This window comes from Chryseosolibacter indicum (genome assembly GCF_018598585.1).
Lineage (GTDB): Bacteria > Bacteroidota > Bacteroidia > Cytophagales > Cyclobacteriaceae > Chryseosolibacter > Chryseosolibacter indicus.
This window is the reverse complement of sequence record NZ_JAHESD010000014.1, coordinates 60,388-78,486: the sequence shown is the minus strand read 5'-3', so window position 1 is coordinate 78,486 and position 18,099 is coordinate 60,388. Positions and strand designations below refer to the sequence as shown.

Below are 18,099 nucleotides of genomic sequence, written 5' to 3'. Positions count from 1 at the left end.
ATATTAGTTTATTGAGGCCAAATTTTAACCAGATGGCATCTATCGTCACCAATTCAACTACCATAACCGGAGTAACCGATAATAAGAATTATACTGCTCCACTAATCATTCTTACTACATTGTTCTTTATGTGGGGATTTATCACCTGCATGAATGATATTCTTATTCCTTTCCTGCAAGGCATTTTCAAATTAAGTCCAGCACAGGCGGGACTTATTCAGTCTGCTTTTTTTGGTGCTTACTTTATAGTTTCTCTATTATACTTTATAATCTCAGCAAATCTTGGTGATCCGCTTGCACGCATTGGCTATAAGAACGGAATTATTGTCGGACTTATTACCGCTGCTATTGGATGCGCTTTATTCTATCCTGCAGCTGAAACAATCAGCTATTTTACTTTCCTTTTGGCTCTTTTCATTCTGGCAGGGGGAATCACAATACTACAAATGGCTGCAAACCCTTATGTTGCATTGCTGGGAAATCCGGAGACGTCATCCAGCAGGTTGAATATGACACAGGCATTCAATTCACTGGGTACAACCATAGCGCCAATTATAGGAGCAAAACTTATTTTTGAAAGCGTGGGTGGCCGTGAGCATATGACCGCGGACGCAGTGAAATCTCCTTATTTATTCCTAGCAGGAACGTTACTGTTAATAGCTGTAGTCATTTACTTCTCTAAATTACCCAAATTTACAGGTGAGAAAATCGAAAAGGGGTTAGAGGTACTTAAGTTCTCACATCTTACGTTAGGAGTCGTAGCAATATTCATGTACGTTGGAGGTGAAGTTGCAATTGGAAGTTACCTAATCAGATATTTTGAGGAGCTATTGGGCTTCAACGAAGCTACAGCTGCAAATTACGTCGCCTACTATTGGGGTGGCGCAATGGTGGGACGTTTTATTGCATCTATATTCCTTACCAATAAGAAGAGCAGCGAGAAGTATTTATTCGTTGCTGTCATTACACTTATTGCAGTTTCTGCTGTCTATCTGATCACGAGAGAGACCCAGGTTGCATTTATTGTTCTTGCATTAATTGCAGGAAACATAATTGCATTTTTAATCGGCAGATCAATGCCTGCGAGAACGCTTACAGTCTTTGCTCTATTTGTTGTAGGACTACTACTGACTACTGTTTTAACTGATGGAGGCATTGCATTATGGTCTGTTCTTGCAATAGGTCTTTTTAACTCTATTATGTTCCCGACGATTTTCGCTCTTGCTATTAAAGATCTTGGAAAATATACAAGTCAGGGTTCCTCTTTGCTTGTGATGGCAATAGTAGGAGGAGCAATCTTAACCCCTGTAACTGGACTTATTGTAGGGTATGTGGGATATCAGAAAGCGATGATGTTTGTTACGATACCTTATCTCTATATCTTCTATTATGGATTTAAGGGCTACAAAGTTAAAAGAACTGCTGCCTAATAATTTAGTGATTAGCACGTTTAAGCATGGCATCTTTAACCTAAGATACCTACAGATCATTGTGTTGTGACGATTCATATCTGGGGCCAGAATTGGAATATTTACGATCCTGCCAAGCCTGACTCTACTTTGTCAAAGTCCATTCAGTACGCTGTTAATTATATTGAAGATCATGAGAAGATTGCGAATAAACTAGTCAAGTTTGGTGTTAGAAGAGTTTGGGATTTCGAGAGATGGAAATAGTCATGATCCAGGGTCGGATACGAAAGCACGGGATGCTTATTATGATGCTATTTTTAAGAACGTGTATGAACGGGCTTCAAAAGATAAGAGTTCACTTGCAGGCGTCAATTTCTGGGCTTGGGCAGGAGAGGGAAGACCTCGAAGACCAGAAGGTCTTTGGAAACTGAACGATGATTTTATAGGAGATCCGCCACATGAGCCACAAGGTTGGTATTCGGTGCATGATAGGGACTGAACGACTCTCTCTGTCATCAAGTCCTATAGCATAAAATTTAATGCATTAAAGAAGTAGTGCTTTAATAGTTTTAGAACAGCACAATTGATTGTCACATCAATTGTGCTGTTGATAGTAAAAGTTTCTATTTACCTGAAACCTTCATGATTTGATAGATATCATAAAATGATACTGCCATTGAAGTTTCGTGATTACTGGATTTTCTCTGATGGTAGATGATGTAGGCATTGTTGTAATACATCACTTGTGTTTCGCCGTTAATTTCACTTGCTTTTTTCTCAAAACCTTTATCAAGAATTGTGTTTTCAAATGAATTTCGTTCATTATTAGATACAAGCAGGTTGCTAGGTTTTACAAAAGTAAGTATATCGTGCTCCAGATTAATGGCTAAGTTGCGCCGATCATTTCTATAGTATTCTCTCTCTTCGTCCTGATACCATTCGTAATTAATTGAATTAAGGTAATCAACAATCGAATCCCTTCTCACTTTACCCTCTAACATTGTAAGCAAGTGAGTAATGTTAACTGGCTCATTATTTATCTTTATGTACTTCGAAAGCTGCTCTAAGTCAAATACAACTTCCGCAAGGGAAGGATAGCGCTTTGAATATATAACATCTACTATTGCTCCCTGGTAAAGATTATTAAAATCACTTCCGCTGACACTTGCTTCAAAGGTATGTATCTTTTGAAGCGAATCAACATAAGAAACATTGATGGAATATGAAGTGTTTGATTGAAACCGCCTTCTGGATGTAGTTGATTTCCCGTTAACAACCTGGCCTTTAGTAAGTTTACCGTAGGTACTCAATTCATCAGATTTTTCGTCTGACCGGTACATGACCAGCACAATTACAAGAACAAGGGAGGGTATTAGAGAGAGCGCGGCCATCTTTTTCCAAATACTTTCTTGCTCATCTTGACTGGTGTCTCCAAATATTTCATACAAGGAGCCGAAATTACCAAGGAACATAAATAGGCAGATTCCAAAGCCAATTGCACCAATAAAACTCAATAATATATCAGCGCTGTCATAAACATCAATTGGTATTAGAAAGAAGAAAACGAAAAGGTCTAGAATCAACAGGGCCAACCAAACAATTCTTCTGGTATTCATCGTGTAGATTGTTTAAGTGCTAAATAAGTACCTCTGATTGTAAGGTCGTATTGTGTCGTACTGTCGGATTCTGAATTAACCTGCATCTTTGCCCTTAATACAGGCTCAGCATCATTATATTTTCCTTCAAGCACCACTACGCCTCCTTGCTTAAATTGTTCTGAATAAATGGATTTATCCAACTCAAGATTTGCAGGTTCAGGTGTAAACTCCTTTACTTTTCCACCAGCACCAATATTCTGTATAATCGCAAAAAACCTCCCTTCCTGATATTGAACGGCTACGTTTTTGAATACCGGAAACGTGTATACTTCCATTTCATCGAAAATCATATTACCCAGACCTTGAATAACAGTATGGCCTTTAAAAGAATATTCGTCTTTAGTATTTAGAGTATGCAGCAGGTCACTTTTTTTGATCTTTACAGTGTCAAACGCCTCTTTTTCTGACGCAACCACAAACGCCTCGAGCATTTCGTTGTCTGAATAATCTCTGTTTTTTAAGCCTGTATAAAGACAAGTCATGTATTCTGCATCGCTGCGCAAATACTTCAGGTAAGCATACTTCTCATAATTATCGGCTAAACGCAGACGAAAGTGAGTACCTGGAACAGTTTGATTTACAGCAGACGTTAGTTTATTGTTGAATTCTGCTCTGTATTTTTGATAGCTAATCCTGCGATTATAGCTACTAATAGAATCCGAAACGTAAAATAATAAGCCACCTACTACAAGTACAAAAAAGAGCGAATACGTATACCACGGAGTTTTATGAGCTAGTGGGAGTGCGTCAAGGAGTGATTTTAATTGTGCTGTAGGCTCGTACAAATTGCCATCAGATTTTCTTAAAGCCCAGATCTTCCCGATACCAAAGAAAGGAATCCAGAATAGATGAAAATACTTCTGCCTTCTTTCAATCCTAAATTGTCCGTCCAGTTCCGGAGATAAGCCAAGTTGAGAGGGCTTACACTCATCCAGTTTAAAGGAATTCCATCCATAAATAATCATAGGTCTTTTTGTTTAAGTTTTACTTATTCTAAAGTACCAGTTGTATTACTGCAAAAACGGCCGCTTAAAACTGTAAAAAAACAGATGTAATAAATGTTTCAAAAATGGCGTGTTACCAACATTACCTAGTTGATATCTATTAATCGAGTTGTGGCTGATATATGACTAATTTTGTATTATTGTTATTCAAAATCCCCACATGATCCTTAGTAAAGTAAGAGTCTTTATTTTCATTATGCTTTGGGGAGGAGGCATTCACTCGGTTTTAAGTCAGCATCATGGGCTGATAGACCTAAGGGAAGCATCGCTCTCAGATAATGCTGAGGCTCTTGATGGATATTGGGATTTTTACCCCAATCACTTGTTTACCTACAATTCATTTGACGACAAATTTAGAACTTCATTTGCTTTTCCGGATGTATGGAAAGCCGATAGCACTATAGACTTTGGAACCTACCGAGTAAGGGTGATTATACCTGAAAGTGCCAGGAATACCAGACTGGGTGTTGAAGTTCCACATTTCTTTTCCAGCTACTCTCTTTGGTTAAAAGACAGTCTTTTAGGCACCAATGGAACACCTGGAACAACAAGGGAAACAACGATTCCGGAATGGAAGCCTTCTGTTTTTTACTTCGAGGCAAAGGATGACACACTCGAGCTTATACTACAGGTGTCAAATTTTTATCATGCTACAGGCGGTACAAGAAAATCAATTAGAATTGCTGAAGCCTCTTTACTAAAGGATAAAATGAATTTGATTATGGTAACGGATTACATGCTCATTGTAATGCTTGTTACCATAAGTTTGATATCACTCGGCTTTTATTACATTATCCGCGACTATCGGAGTCCGTTCTTATTTCTGTCCTTTTTCGTATTAGCATGGGCCTTGCATTCGTGCTGTAGCAACATGTACAGGATTCAGGATTGGATAACGGTTCCATGGCTTTGGCTTGTAAAGCTTGAACATCTAAGCATTTATTTTACAATTGTTACTGCTTTGATGTTCGTTTCAAGTTTGTTTCCTAAGGATTTTAACAGTAAAGTGTTAAAGATCGTTTTTACAGTCTTATCGGCTTTGTTTTCAATGTTCGCATTGCTTACAGAACCAGTTACATTTACTGCTTACCTCTTCGTATACATGTTGGCAGCTATCTGCCTGATTATCTACGTTATCATAGTCATCGCTAAGGCATTTGTATACGAAAGGGCTGGGGCTACCCTAATGTTAGCTACAATTTTACTCGGCGCACTTACTTTTGGATATGTTGTCCTATCTTATCTTGGCGTGATCGAAATCAACATACTCGTTTACAATTTCAGTTTCGTTATTTTATACACGCTACTCGCCGTTTCTATGGGTGTTCGCTTATTCATGATGAATCTGACAGAGGAAAATGAAATGCTCACCTTTGATCAGTTATATAAGGACACCGTTAAGTATTAAAAGAGATAGTAGTACTTATTTCAAAACAAATGCTACTGCAGTTGTCTTCCTGTGGGAAGGATAATTGAAAACAAAGTCCCTTCCTCAGGACTTGATCGTGCGTTAATCACACCCTTATGAGCGTTGACTAACTTTCGACAGTATGCAAGTCCTACGCCTGTTCCGTCAACCGTATGCTCATGATTAACGGAAGAGAACAAGTCAAAGATTTTAGCCAACTGAGAATGTTCTATTACTTTGCAATTATCTTGTATAGACACTTCAACATACTCAACCTCGTATTCATTCGGTAGCTCATTCTCGGCCTTATCTACATACCGTGATGATATCTTTATTACTGCGGGGGTATCAGTATGGGCACGTCGCAAGGCACTGCTGATAAGGTGGAAAAATAGTTGCTCCATATGTATTTGAGCTGCATTAATAACGGGTAAAACGCCCCGGTCAATAATTGCCCTTCCTGCTTCTATCTGCGACTTAAGTTGCAAACACACATCAGTCAGTATTTGATTAAGGTCTACCTCTTCAAATATCATATTTTCAGATGTTAGCCTTGAAAACTGAGAGATATCTTTAATCATCATCGAGAATTGTTGCGCATTGGAATTGATCTTTACCGCAAGGTCTTTGGTTCTTTCAGTAACTCCAAGGTCTATTGCATTCATCAAAGCACTTGTAAGAAACCTCATTTTGCGTAGCGGTTCCTGCAAGTTATGATCAGAAATAAATTGGTACTGACGGTTCTCTTCCAAAGAATTTGAAAGTTGACGGCTAAGGGTTTCAATAGCCGTATTGCTAAACTCCATCATGTCTACACTTAACAAATGAAAGGATATCAAATCGGCAAAGAGGTTAAACATACCAATGATCTTTTCATTTTTTAGATCATTAGGATTAGGATCTATAGCACAAAGGGTACCGAAGAAGTCCCCATTCTTTTTATAGATAGGTATAGAAATATAACTCTTAAAACCATACATACGTGGAGTATGATGGTTACAGAATTCATTGTCTTCTGCAACGTTGTTTATAATTACGGCTTGGCCGGTATGACGAATCTCATTACAGATGGTTGTTTCTATTTTTAACTCACCTCCTGGCTCGAGTCCAAATTGTATCTGATCCCGCACACTACAAGCAATCCATCTATCTTCTGTTACACGTGCTACTGCTGCAAAACCCATTCCCGTCACTTCACAAATAATATTCAGAATGGTAGGCACAACGACAATACGACTGACTTTTTCAATGTCAGCTTTTAACGTATCGAGGGTAACGGGAGACATGAGCGTACGAAGTTTATAAGGTGGAAAACCGGGAAACAGAAAGAATACAAATTACAAAGTTGCAAACTTATCCATATCGCTTTTTATGCAGGAGGTGTATGAATGATTCGACACACCTAAAATCAATAAGGAACCAGCAGAAAGGCAAGTTAGTGCCGGCAATAAATTATTTGGTTACAGACTTAATTTTATAATTTAAATTCAACTATCTATCGCATTGATTTTTAACACAATGATTTATTTAAGTTATAGTAATGATACTAACTTTGTGCTTCACCAAATAAAATTTTGGAAATAATGAAATTGGTAAGACCATATTTTCAGGGTCTTCGAAAACCAAATCGTCTGGTTATAGAGAACAGAAAGAATCATTTATGATTAGAAGAAAATTTATAAAGGGCATCTCATTTTTAGGTGCTGGCTCAATTTGGCCACATACTTCAGCAACCTCTCTTAACACCTCGATACGGTCTGACAGAGAATATTGGATTAGTATGCTATTAAAAATTGCTGAACCTGTATTGACCACGTTGAGCGATGATGTAATAAAACAACAGATGCCAGTAGAGGCTGTTCAAGGAACAACAGAAGAAAGAAAAAAAGTAACTTATCTTGAGGCAATCGGACGTACACTTGCAGGACTTGCACCATGGCTCGAACTAGGGCCAGATGGTACTACTGAAGGGAAGCTGCGGGAGAAGTTTATTAAATTATCAATCTCCTCTATACATAATTCCGTTTCGCCCGGTACTTCTAGTTTTATGAATTTTACAGAAGGCGCACAGCCCCTGGTCGATGCCGCTTTTTTGGCTCATGCACTTCTCAGGGCACCGAAGCAACTCTGGTCTAATCTTGATAAGGAGACACAAACTCATCTTATTGCTGCTTTAAAGTCAACAAGGATTATAAAGCCTTACTTCAGTAACTGGTTGTTATTCACAGCTATAATAGAAGCAGCTCTTTTAAAATTCCATAAAGATTATGATGCAGTAAGAATCGATTATGCCATTCAACAACATGAGCAGTGGTACAAAGGTGATGGCGTGTATGGAGACGGCCCCGACTTTCACTACGACTACTATAATAGTTACGTGATCCAACCAATGCTGCTGGACATTGTAAAAACCATTAATCAGGAAACAGGGGGGATGAGGGATCTTGTTGATCGTTTTACAGTACGAGCAAAACGATATGCGGCAATCCAGGAAAGGTTAATTTCACCAGAAGGTACATTTCCTCCTGTTGGTAGGTCAATTGCATACAGATGCGGGGCCTTCCAATTGTTGGCCCAGATGGCACTACAAAAGCAATTACCTGAAGTGTTGTTACCTTCTCAGGTTCGAAGTGCATTAACAGCGGTGATCAGGAGAACGATGGAAGCATCCAATACTTTTGATAAGAATGGATGGTTGACTATCGGATTATGTGGACATCAGCCTGGTGTAGGTGAAGGGTATATCTCAACAGGAAGTTTATACCTTTGTACCGTTGCTTTTCTGCCATTGGGTCTACCTACGGAAGATGTATTCTGGTCTGGTCCAGCCATAGATTGGACCAGTAAAAAAGCTTTCTCAGGTGCTGAATTTCCAATAGATAAAGCACTTACATATTCAAATTAAAGGCGGCTTAATAGAATTTTTTAACCAAAACTGCGTTTATAATAAAAATAATGAAAGAGGGATTGTTTTCAATTAAGGAAGAGATTGCCAATGCGATAACACATGGTATTGGTGCAGCATTAGCAATAGCAGCACTTGTTGTTCTCATTGTCGCGGCGTCACTATGTGGGACCGTATGGCACATTGTAGGCTTTTCAATTTACGGGGCTGCAATGGTCATTTTATATTTCGCGTCAACACTTTACCATAGCCTTACTCATTTAAATGCAAAGTCCCTGTTTAGAAAGTTTGACCACATGTCTATCTTTCTGTTGATAGCTGGAACTTACACTCCTTTTTGTTTAACCGCTTTACCTGGATGGATAGGTTGGACAATTTTCGGAATCACATGGGCGTGCGCTGTTTCCGGTATTGTATTAAAAGCATTTCATACAGGGAAATACGAACGTCTTTCAACATTTTTATATGTAGTTATGGGATGGCTGATCCTTCCTGCTATAAAACCTCTTTATACTGCTGTCAATGCACAAACCTTTATCTTTCTGATGATAGGAGGTGTTTTTTATACCGCTGGAACTTACTTCTTCTTAAAAGATACCATTAAGCCTTTCTATCACAGTATCTGGCATCTCTTTGTCCTTGCCGGAAGTATATCTCACTTCTTTTCAGTGTTTTATTTGCTACCTTAAAAGTTAACAAGTAGCATATAGCTGTTGTTTCGTTTACTTAACAGAAACTATTTCAAAATTCTTTGCTAGAAATTCATTTAATTCCGTAAACCTTTAATCTTTGCTCCTTATAAAAAAGGAATAAATGATTACGAAGAAGCTTGCTGTACCACTTGTCAATGATAAAATACTTGGGCAAGCTGTGCATTGTTATGTAGCAACTACAGCTATTTCAGAATCCGCATTTGAATTTGTCAGAAGCAGATTATCTCCTAAATGCAAAATAGATATCGTTACAGGCTTGGATGAACTTACTTCTCCTGCTGTGTTAAGAAAGATCTGGAAGCATTATCAGGAAAGAATTACTGTAAAGATTTTTACAAAGAACGTTTTTCATGCCAACGTATATGTTTTTGACTTGCCTTATAGGAAGTCAATAGGCTTTTTAGGATCTGGCGCACTTACTATGGGCGGATTAAAAGATTACGAGGAGATGTTCTATAAGATAACAGATCCCAAGGAAATAGAAGCTTTGCTGTCCTGGTATACAAGCTATTATGAGTTTTCTGAACCGTTGTCAGAGAATTTAATTGAGGAGTATGAATTGATTTATCCTGCTTTAAAGCAACGTGAAATTATTTCTCGTGAAGAAAAGGAACAGGTGATTGCACTTACAGCACGTGGTTTTCGGTTTGATTCTATCAACTTCAGAACTCAGTATTTTAAAAAGGAAGATTACCAGACCTTTGCGACTAATAAAATCACACTAAACTCACCATCGGTAGAAGCAGAAAGAAATACCGTAAAAGAAAAGCTTCTTCAGCTTCATGAGCAGATTAAAGATCATCTAGAAGGCCTTGGTTTTTATTCAAGCAACAACGCAGATAATTTAATAAGTAGCGTAGATCCATTTTACTATACTGACAGAAGTGTACGCTCCATGAAGCTTATCTATGGAAGAAAGGATTCTGAATTAACAGGCACATACAATCGCAGTCGTACTGAAGATTTCATGAATTTGCAGGTTGTTATTCGCCAGAAAGATGTAGGAGTCTGGTTAGTGATCGGTAAAGAAAAAGGAAGTGAAGAAGAACGGGAATTATTCCGAAGAAAAATGGAAGAAGAAGGGTATCGTGGTAGCTTATTAAAGACAATACAAGGATTAGGGAGTGGATATTGGATAGAAATTTTTGGAGAACGAAAACCGCTTGATTCTTTCTCAACAGAAGACGCACTTTGGACATTCACCAAGTACGATGACTGGAAATACTATAGCTTCATTATTGGTAAAAATTATACAGCAGGAAGTCCTGAGCTGTCAATTGATAATATAAAAACTACAATAGAAAAAGAAGCAGGTAAACTTGCTTTGGTTTACGAACATCTAAAGATCAGAAAGTAAGATGTCCCGATAGAATATATTAAAACTATTGGCCAACCAATAAATGGAGCCGAAGCAATATTTACGTTATCTTAAATGATCAATACAAATCCTAATCCTATAAAGTCACCTTTTTTAAAGGTTTTTTCGTCGGTGTAGCCATTATCTCCATTACCTTTTTGTTTTATATAATGAAGGCTTAATTTGCAGTTCTTCTTATTAAGATACCAGTTAATCCCTGCATCGTACATGATATCTTCACCTGATGCTTCTGCATTTTCATTGCCTCTAAATTTCATCACCATAAAGGATGGTTCAAAAAAAGCTTTACGCGCAATAATGATGTTATATCCTATTCTAATCTGATACGTTTTCATTTCGCGAGTGTTGCCTTCAACTCTGCGATACATTGAATTCCATTCAGCATCAAAGTTAACGTTCTTATAGTTTAACAAAATGTCAGCTCCAAGTGAGCCGTTAGAACTGAATATATCTGTTTTGCCTTGGCTCGTTGTATTGAATCCAACGGTTACTCCTTTGCGTTTGTTAAAATAATTATTAGCGTCATAATTAATTGAATATGTATTCATATCATGATCACCAATGGAAAAAGTTACTCTGTCAACCAACAAAGGACTCCAATACTTCCCTGATGTTTCGGCATACTTGGTGTCATTTGCTGCTGTGCTATTGTTGTTAAAAATACCTACATTGTATCCTATAGTTATGAGATTCTTTCTCGTCATACCTCCGATGTTTATCCCTGTTGTGCGTCCGTAACTTTTGCCATTTATATGTTGGCGAATATAGGTTTGCGAAGGTGACTTATCGAAGGAGTTTACAAGCAAATCTCCTGTTATACATTCACGACTATACTGAGGGTGAAAATAGCCTACTGTAACAGAAGCAATGTCGTTTTTGGTTATCTTCCAGGTAGCATAGGCGTCAAGTATTCCAAGTTGCCCTGTATTGGTTCCACCACGTATTGCCCCGAAACGGTCTTTACCTAGATTGTCGTATTGAATTGTTAGCGCATAACTAAGCTTTTTGTAGGGCTTCCCCTTAAACCCGATTCGGGCTCTTCGCGTTAAGAAATTAACCCGATCTTGAACCCTTTCGAGGGGTCCGTTTTCAGACAATTGTTCTTTTTCACCTATGGTGTATGCACTCCATAATTGAAGACTGGCAACTGGTTGAACATATTTGAACAAGCTATCCTGTTTTATCCAATAGGATTCCTGCGCTATTGAAAAAAATGGTGTGCCGAGAAGAAACGAGAGCAGTAATTTTTTCATTTTGCTTTCTGCTTATGCGGCATTCTTAGGTGCAAGTTGTTCTATTGTTGCTCTTAGATCTTCATTCTCACGTTCAAGCTCAAGTTGCCTGCGTTGCATTTGTTCCTGGGTAGCTTGAAGCTCTTCTTGATTTTGACGCAATTCTTCCTCCTGTGCCTTAAGCTCTTCGGACATTTGTTGGGAATGCTCTAATAGTCGGCGGGTACGTTCGTTAACTTGCACTGATGCTAATGTGCTGGCGATACTTTCAGCAACTTTCTCAACAAACTTCACTTCATAATCCTGTAATTTCTGGAACGAGGCCATTTCAATGGCTCCATACACTTCATTGTTATGAATAAGTGGTATGATAAGAATGGTTTGTGGTAAGGCGTGTCCCAAACCTGATGTAATGCTTATATAATCTTTTGGGATCTCAATAAGATGAAATGTTGCACGCTCTACCACACACTGGCCTATTAGTCCTTCACCAAAACCGATCTTAGTCTGAATAAATCGCTTGCGATCATAGGCATAGGTAGAGAGCTGTTCAAGATATCGTGTTTCATTCGATTTAGCTTCAGATGCTATGAACAAACCACCTTGGTTCACTTTCAGGTAGGTTATTAACTCTCGTAAGATCTCATCAGCCAATATCTTTGTATCAGAACTGTTTCTTCTTAGTACTTCACCTAGTTTCGCGAGGCCTTCATTAAACCAGTCTCTCTCATTTTTCTCATCAGAAGCTTTTTTCAGGTTCTCACGCATTTCTAAGAGCTCATTACCAAGTACGTCGTTGTTACTTAAGGGCTGAAACTCCTGCAACAAGTTTCCTTGTCCTATTTCTTTAGCAAATGCCGTATAAGAGCGTAACCCTGTAACAAGCGTATTAAGCGATTGTATCATTTCGCCGACTTCATCTTTACGCTTCGTTATAATTTGCTCTACCTGTTGACCAAGACCTAAAGATTTTAGAGTGTCTTTAATTGTTATAATGGCCTTAGTTAATTTGCCACTGAAGTATAAAGAAACAGCGAGACCAATGCCAAGGATAATAACAGCAATTGAGATAATAGAAACTACAATTTCATTAATTTGTTTATTTAACGCTTCACGCTTTGCCAATACAGATTCTTGGATCTGGTCAGTATAAAAACCTGCAGAGACGATCCAACCCAGTGGTGAGAATAAACGTGAATAAGAAATTTTATTTTCGATTTCATCAGTACCAGGCTTTTTCATAAAATACTCTACAAAGCCATCGCCCATTGCATTACATACTTCTGCCCGTACCTGGTAAATATTTCTGCGCTTTGCCTTTTCAACATTAAACTTAGGATCGTCGAGTACAACACCTTTTAATTGTGGATTCTCTGCATGCATTAACATTGTAGGGTAGGGCATTCTATTATCTGTTACCCAAAAATATCCTTCTCCTTGATCGAAACGTATTTTAGATAAATCTTTAAGACTAGCCTCCATTAAAGAATCTCTGAATTGAGTATTAGGTAATACTGTTTTTTCAATGCTATTATACCTTGTTTCAACTATTCCGTAAGCAATGTCTGTTATATGCTTTAAATACAATTTAAGCTTATTGAACTCTTCAGTTTGGTATTCTTCTATGTCTGCCTCGGCTTTATTTCTGATTTTATAAATTGAAATTGTACTGATAAGAATTGCCGGCACCAGCAAGGCAAGACTTGTTAATAACGTTATTTGCTGCCTTAACTTCATGATTCTTTCTAGTAAGGATTACTCGACAAATATTGGTGGTGGCAGACCAAGTAACAAATACAGCTGACCATTAGTATTTCGTATGTAATAAAAGAGATAATATTAACGTTACAACATGAATATTTAAGTCTGTCATTACTAACAGAATGACCTGCAACAGTAAAAACACCTACGTACCAGGACTAAGTAACTTCAAATGGAGAATATAGGATTTATCTGTCACGTACTTCGTACTTGGGTACGACTCGTTCTTTTAAATTCGGCGTTCAGTAGGAATAACGTTTCCCCAACTTTTAATAGGATCTCTTATATATGTTTGATTTCATATTTTTGGATAAAATATTGAGATGAACAAGCACTTTAAAAATAACGAAAGGGAATTGGTCAAAGTAGCAACCTTTTTTAAAAAGCAAAGCAAGAAACTTATTGAAGAGGGAAAGCTGGGAGAAGAACATAAAAAGGTTGAAGAAGCGGTTGATAAATTTGTAGAGCAGATGGAGAACCATGCCAATTCGCGGGCTTTTATTCTTGAACAGCGGGAATACCTGAAGAAGCTTGTTAAAGACGATGCAGAGTGTCCAAAATGTCACTCCAAAGACATGTTAAAGTTGGTCGGAACGGAAACAAACGAGAAGGGATGGAAGAGCAATAGGTACAAATGCAGAAAATGTAATATCGAATTTACTTGGAACAGGCCGAATAATCCCTGGGATATGATCAAGTATATTCAGGAAGTACTTGAGATGCTTCGCTCTAAATACAAAGACGAGACATTGAGCGAAACAGAAAGAGAATATGCTTTGGCCAATATTGAAAATATGCAAGCAAACCTTGACAAGCTTAAGCCTGTTATTGATGCACACAATGCCGAATATGAGGCATTACAAAACCGTGACGTTGAAATGGAGAAACTTATTCATGAGTTTAAAAATTCGTTACTCATAGAGAAGATCAAGATGGATACTTGGGAGAACAAGAAAAAATAATATCCGGATGACGTTACTACAGGTTACAGGTATCAGTAAAAAAAATGAAACAAATGCGGTTCTTCATGATATCAATTTCTCCCAAAAAAAATACGAAAAAATAGCCATAGCAGGGGAGACCGGATCAGGAAAAAGCACACTCTTGAAAATAATTGCAGGACTAGAACAACCTGATGACGGCGAAGTTCTGTTTGAGGACAAAAAGGTGGTTGGCCCTTTCGATAAGCTCGTTCCTGGTCATGCTGATATCGCTTATCTATCTCAGCATTTCGAACTTCCAAAATTTCTCAGGGTAGAGCAGGTCCTAACGTATGCAAACACATTGAGTGATTTTCAGGCAGCGGAGATATTCGAGGTATGCAAGATAGATCATCTACTTACCAGAGGTACCAACCAACTTTCAGGTGGCGAAAAGCAAAGAGTTGCTTTGTGTAAATTACTCATTGCTTCACCTAAGCTCCTGTTACTTGATGAACCCTTTTCTCACCTTGATATGGTTCATAAGGCGGTATTAAAAGCAGTGATCAACGATATCGGAAAAAGACTTAAGATAACCTGTATCCTGGTTTCACATGATCCTAATGATACGCTACCGTGGGCAAACAAAATACTCGTGATAAAAAATGGAGAGATCGTTCAAAAAGGAAAACCCGAGAAGATCTACAGGCAACCCGTCAATGAATACGTCGGTGGACTCTTCGGTACCTATAATTTAATCCCTCCTGATATTTACAAATCCTTTGTTTCAGAAAATAACGTTTCTGGGAAGCAGTTGTTTGTTCGACCTGAAGATCTAAAGGTTGTTAGCAAAACACGTAAAACAGTGATTGGCGTTGTGGATGAGGTCATCTTCCATGGAAGTTATTATGACATCAATATCGATGTTCAAGGCTCTACTGTTATTGTGAGATCTTCAATGTGTACGCATAGTTCGGGCGACCAAGTACATCTTAGTCTACATTCACCCGATCTATGGTATTTATAATGATAACTATTAATTCCCTTTTGGTTCTGAAAAGACCAATGGATCAGAAATGCTCCACCTTCAAATATTTCAATTCTATGGTCAGGGTTAATACAGAATTTTTTCCTCTGCGTTGAAATTCACAAGTAGCAATTCCATTGTCCTGTACTTTCATAATTTTCCATGAATAGCGTGGTACTTCCATTACCGACAAATTGTTGTCAGCATAAAATTCATCTTTAATGTATACGATCTGACCTGTTTGAGCTATTTTATTCATTGGCGAAAATTACTTTGTTTGGATTAAGCCAGAACATTCCTACTCGGTTTAATGGCGTGTTAAGCGATACAATTACAATACAACAGATAAGGGCACCCTTTATTGTTTATAAACAGCCTCAAACAACAAAAAACCTCACCCTGGGAAGGTGAGGTCTACCTTTTAGCTATTGCAGCCTCGAAATCCTGGCTCCCGAAACCGATATTAAAGGTATAAAAAATAACATATAGCTGGTGGAAAAATAACTTAATCAGGTAGGGAAAAGGCCACATAACTTTCTCCTTTAGTTGCTCCCAACTTTGTTCCGCCGCAAGCTATTACTATATATTGCTTTCCGTTAACCGCGTACGTACTTGGCGTCGCAAATCCAGCAGCTGGCAATACTGTCTCCCAAATTAGGTCACCTGTCTTCATGTTATACGCTCTGAATTTTTTGTCCTTCGTACCAGCAATAAATAATACGCCCCCCGCAGTTATAACAGGCCCGCCATAACTTTCTGATCCTGTCTGTGGTGCTCCCTGCTTTTGTAACTCAGGACTTTCACCAAAGATCTTTTTCCATAGATACTCTCCGGTATTTAAATCAATAGCATTTAATGTTCCCCATGGAGGACTTATTGCCGGATATCCTTTGTTATCAAGAAACTTTGTAAAACCGGAAATTTTATAGGATACTTCAGCACTTGTGGAGCTCCTGTCTATTGCTTCCATTTTATCGCCTTCTTCGCCGATCGGATCACCATATAAAAATGCAATCAAAAACTTCTTTTCCGTTACAGATAATTTTTTAAAGGCAGGCATCATGCCTTTTCCTTTTGTAATCACATCAAGTACATGTTCTCGCTGATGCCGATTATTCAAATCCACTAATGAAGGAAAGCCACTAGCCGCATTGCCTTTCCTTTCTGACCCATGGCAAGAGGAACAGTTTGCAGCATAAATTTGCTCACCAGGATTAATCACTTCCTTAGATACTGTTTTCTCATTTAGTGAAATGAGCCACGGCATTTCGCTGCTATTGATATACATAATTCCGTTCGGATCAACAGCAGCGCCTCCCCATTCAGCACCACCATCAAGACCTGGAAAAATGATGGTCCCTGCTCTTGACAGGGGTGTAAAGGGACCTTCATTTCTGCTGTTTCTGAACTTTTCAAGCAACTCCTGTTTGTTGTCAGCGTAAGGATTTATTTCTTCTTCAGTCAAATTTTGGCGAGAGAAGGAAAGTGGTTTTACCGGCTTTGGCTGTGTTGGCCATGCTTGTTCGCCTGGTATATCTGATTGGGGAACTGGCACTTCTTCGATCGGAAACAATGCCTCGCCTGTTTCTCTGTTGAACACAAAGACATAGCCTTGTTTTGTCACCTGTGCTACTGCATCTATTTTTTTTCCGTTATGAGTTACAGTAAGCAGGTTAGGAGGAGCTGGAGGATCTCGATCAAGAATATCATGATGAACAAATTGATAATGCCATTTTCTCTCACCTGTCTTCACATCAAGTGCAAGCAAACAATTGGCAAAGAGGTTGGCACCTAAACGTTTGCCTCCGTAGTAATCAAAAGCGGCGGACCCAGTAGGTACATAAACAATTCCGCGCTCACGATCTATAGCCATGCCGGCCCAGTTATTAGCACCTCCAATATCAATATTTTTATACGCTTCCTTTGGCCACGTGTTGTAGCCATGAGTTCCTGGCTCTGGTATTGTTTTAAAAATCCATTCAAGTTTTCCTGTTCTTACATTAAAGGCTTGTATATGACCAAGGGCAGCATCTGAATCTTCAGAAACACGAATAGGCATAATGATCAAATCCTGGTAAACCGTTCCTGGCGTATTGGATATAACAAACTTATCTTCAGCCATTTCACCAAGTCCTGTCCTCAAACTTACTCTTCCTCCATCGCCGAATGAATTAATTACCTTCCCTGTTTTTGCGTTCAGTGCATACAACCATGATTCCTTTGTAAAAAGGATACGTTGATCATCCTTGTCTTCCCAATAGGAAACACCGCGGCTGGTTCCATACCAGGTGGTGCCTGTAGTATCTTTCATTCTCCAAATTTCTTCTCCTGTGCGTGCATTTAATGCAAAGGGCTGAACGGTAGCGGTCATCCCATAAAGGATGCCATCAACAATAATAGGGTTGCATTGAATCTGACCACTGTCCTGCGTATGATACTCCCAGGCAACCTGCAACTTGTTTACATTTTCTGTATTAATCTGATCAAGCGCCGAATAGTGGTTTCGGTCTGGTCCTCCGAGATATTCCCTCCATTCATTGTTTGAAGAACTATTACAACGAAATATACTCAGCCATAATAATACGATACATGTAAAAAGCAGAAGGTGTTTCATTTATCGGCAAATAGTTTAGGGTAAGGATTAAATATAAATATTTTAGGCATTACCTTTCTTATTAAACAAA

The 18,099-nt window shown here is 38.5% G+C and carries 16 protein-coding genes; 9 read left to right on the top strand and 7 right to left on the bottom strand.

Annotated elements, in window-relative coordinates; translation table 11 throughout:
- Positions 1 to 32: 32 nt before the first annotated feature.
- The 3 genes from KK060_RS08825 (at position 33) to KK060_RS08820 (ending at position 1,908) form a co-directional block, all read left to right on the top strand.
- Positions 33 to 1,430 (top strand): sugar MFS transporter, encoded by a 1,398-nt coding sequence (locus KK060_RS08825; protein ID WP_254153349.1) that lies wholly within the window; start codon positions 33 to 35, stop codon positions 1,428 to 1,430.
- Between the two features lie 66 nt (positions 1,431 to 1,496).
- Entirely contained in the window at positions 1,497 to 1,673 is a 177-nt protein-coding gene (locus KK060_RS25350; protein ID WP_496196139.1) for a hypothetical protein, read from the top strand.
- Positions 1,636 to 1,908 (top strand): hypothetical protein, encoded by a 273-nt coding sequence (locus KK060_RS08820; protein ID WP_496196140.1) that lies wholly within the window; start codon positions 1,636 to 1,638, stop codon positions 1,906 to 1,908. Before KK060_RS25350 ends, KK060_RS08820 begins: the two co-directional genes overlap by 38 nt.
- A gap of 124 nt (positions 1,909 to 2,032) precedes the next feature.
- Here KK060_RS08820 and KK060_RS08815 read toward each other — a convergent pair whose 3' ends face one another.
- Both KK060_RS08815 and KK060_RS08810 read right to left on the bottom strand, forming a co-directional pair.
- Complete coding sequence (locus tag KK060_RS08815) at positions 2,033 to 3,025, bottom strand: hypothetical protein (protein WP_254153347.1); 993 nt, start codon at positions 3,023 to 3,025, stop codon at positions 2,033 to 2,035.
- Positions 3,022 to 4,032 (bottom strand): hypothetical protein, encoded by a 1,011-nt coding sequence (locus tag KK060_RS08810; protein ID WP_254153346.1) that lies wholly within the window; start codon positions 4,030 to 4,032, stop codon positions 3,022 to 3,024. Before KK060_RS08810 ends, KK060_RS08815 begins: the two co-directional genes overlap by 4 nt.
- Positions 4,033 to 4,231: 199 nt before the next feature.
- On the opposite strand from KK060_RS08810, the gene KK060_RS08805 reads away from it, so the two are divergent.
- Positions 4,232 to 5,479, top strand: a complete 1,248-nt coding sequence (locus tag KK060_RS08805; protein ID WP_254153345.1) for a 7TM-DISM domain-containing protein — start codon at positions 4,232 to 4,234, stop codon at positions 5,477 to 5,479.
- Positions 5,480 to 5,511: 32 nt separating this feature from the next.
- Here the strand turns inward: KK060_RS08805 and KK060_RS08800 are convergent, their stop codons facing one another.
- Positions 5,512 to 6,765 carry a GAF domain-containing sensor histidine kinase gene (locus KK060_RS08800; protein WP_254153344.1) on the bottom strand — a complete coding sequence of 418 codons (1,254 nt, stop codon included), beginning with the start codon at positions 6,763 to 6,765 and terminating at the stop codon, positions 5,512 to 5,514.
- A 374-nt stretch (positions 6,766 to 7,139) separates the two neighbouring features.
- Here KK060_RS08800 and KK060_RS08795 point away from each other — a divergent pair, with 374 nt between their 5' ends.
- The 3 genes from KK060_RS08795 to KK060_RS08785 all read left to right on the top strand — a co-directional run bounded on the left by KK060_RS08795 (position 7,140) and on the right by KK060_RS08785 (position 10,454).
- Positions 7,140 to 8,384: a DUF2264 domain-containing protein gene (locus KK060_RS08795; protein ID WP_254153343.1), complete on the top strand. Its 1,245-nt coding sequence runs from the start codon at positions 7,140 to 7,142 to the stop codon at positions 8,382 to 8,384.
- Positions 8,385 to 8,434: 50 nt separating this feature from the next.
- Complete coding sequence (gene trhA, locus KK060_RS08790) at positions 8,435 to 9,073, top strand: PAQR family membrane homeostasis protein TrhA (RefSeq protein ID WP_254153342.1); 639 nt, start codon at positions 8,435 to 8,437, stop codon at positions 9,071 to 9,073.
- A gap of 124 nt (positions 9,074 to 9,197) precedes the next feature.
- Positions 9,198 to 10,454, top strand: coding sequence for a phospholipase D-like domain-containing protein (locus KK060_RS08785; RefSeq protein WP_254153341.1), 1,257 nt, complete (start codon positions 9,198 to 9,200; stop codon positions 10,452 to 10,454).
- 71 nt (positions 10,455 to 10,525) lie between these two features.
- Here KK060_RS08785 and KK060_RS08780 read toward each other — a convergent pair whose 3' ends face one another.
- The gene (locus KK060_RS08780; protein ID WP_254153340.1) at positions 10,526 to 11,728 is read right to left on the bottom strand and encodes a porin; all 1,203 of its coding nucleotides are present in this window, start codon (positions 11,726 to 11,728) and stop codon (positions 10,526 to 10,528) included.
- A gap of 12 nt (positions 11,729 to 11,740) precedes the next feature.
- The gene (locus KK060_RS08775) at positions 11,741 to 13,444 is read right to left on the bottom strand and encodes a cache domain-containing protein (RefSeq protein ID WP_254153339.1); all 1,704 of its coding nucleotides are present in this window, start codon (positions 13,442 to 13,444) and stop codon (positions 11,741 to 11,743) included.
- Positions 13,445 to 13,791: 347 nt separating this feature from the next.
- Between KK060_RS08775 and KK060_RS08770 the strand changes: the two genes are divergently transcribed.
- Together KK060_RS08770 and KK060_RS08765 are read left to right on the top strand one after the other, a co-directional pair.
- A complete protein-coding gene (locus KK060_RS08770; RefSeq protein WP_254153338.1) occupies positions 13,792 to 14,430 on the top strand; it encodes a hypothetical protein in 639 nt (212 codons plus the stop codon).
- Between the two features lie 7 nt (positions 14,431 to 14,437).
- Entirely contained in the window at positions 14,438 to 15,415 is a 978-nt protein-coding gene (locus tag KK060_RS08765) for an ABC transporter ATP-binding protein (protein ID WP_254153337.1), read from the top strand.
- Positions 15,416 to 15,458: 43 nt separating this feature from the next.
- Here the strand turns inward: KK060_RS08765 and KK060_RS08760 are convergent, their stop codons facing one another.
- Both KK060_RS08760 and KK060_RS08755 read right to left on the bottom strand, forming a co-directional pair.
- On the bottom strand, positions 15,459 to 15,674 hold the full coding sequence (locus KK060_RS08760; RefSeq protein ID WP_254153336.1) for a hypothetical protein: 216 nt from the start codon (positions 15,672 to 15,674) through the stop codon (positions 15,459 to 15,461).
- Between the two features lie 246 nt (positions 15,675 to 15,920).
- A complete protein-coding gene (locus KK060_RS08755; RefSeq protein ID WP_254153335.1) occupies positions 15,921 to 18,029 on the bottom strand; it encodes an outer membrane protein assembly factor BamB family protein in 2,109 nt (702 codons plus the stop codon).
- Positions 18,030 to 18,099 lie beyond the last annotated feature (70 nt).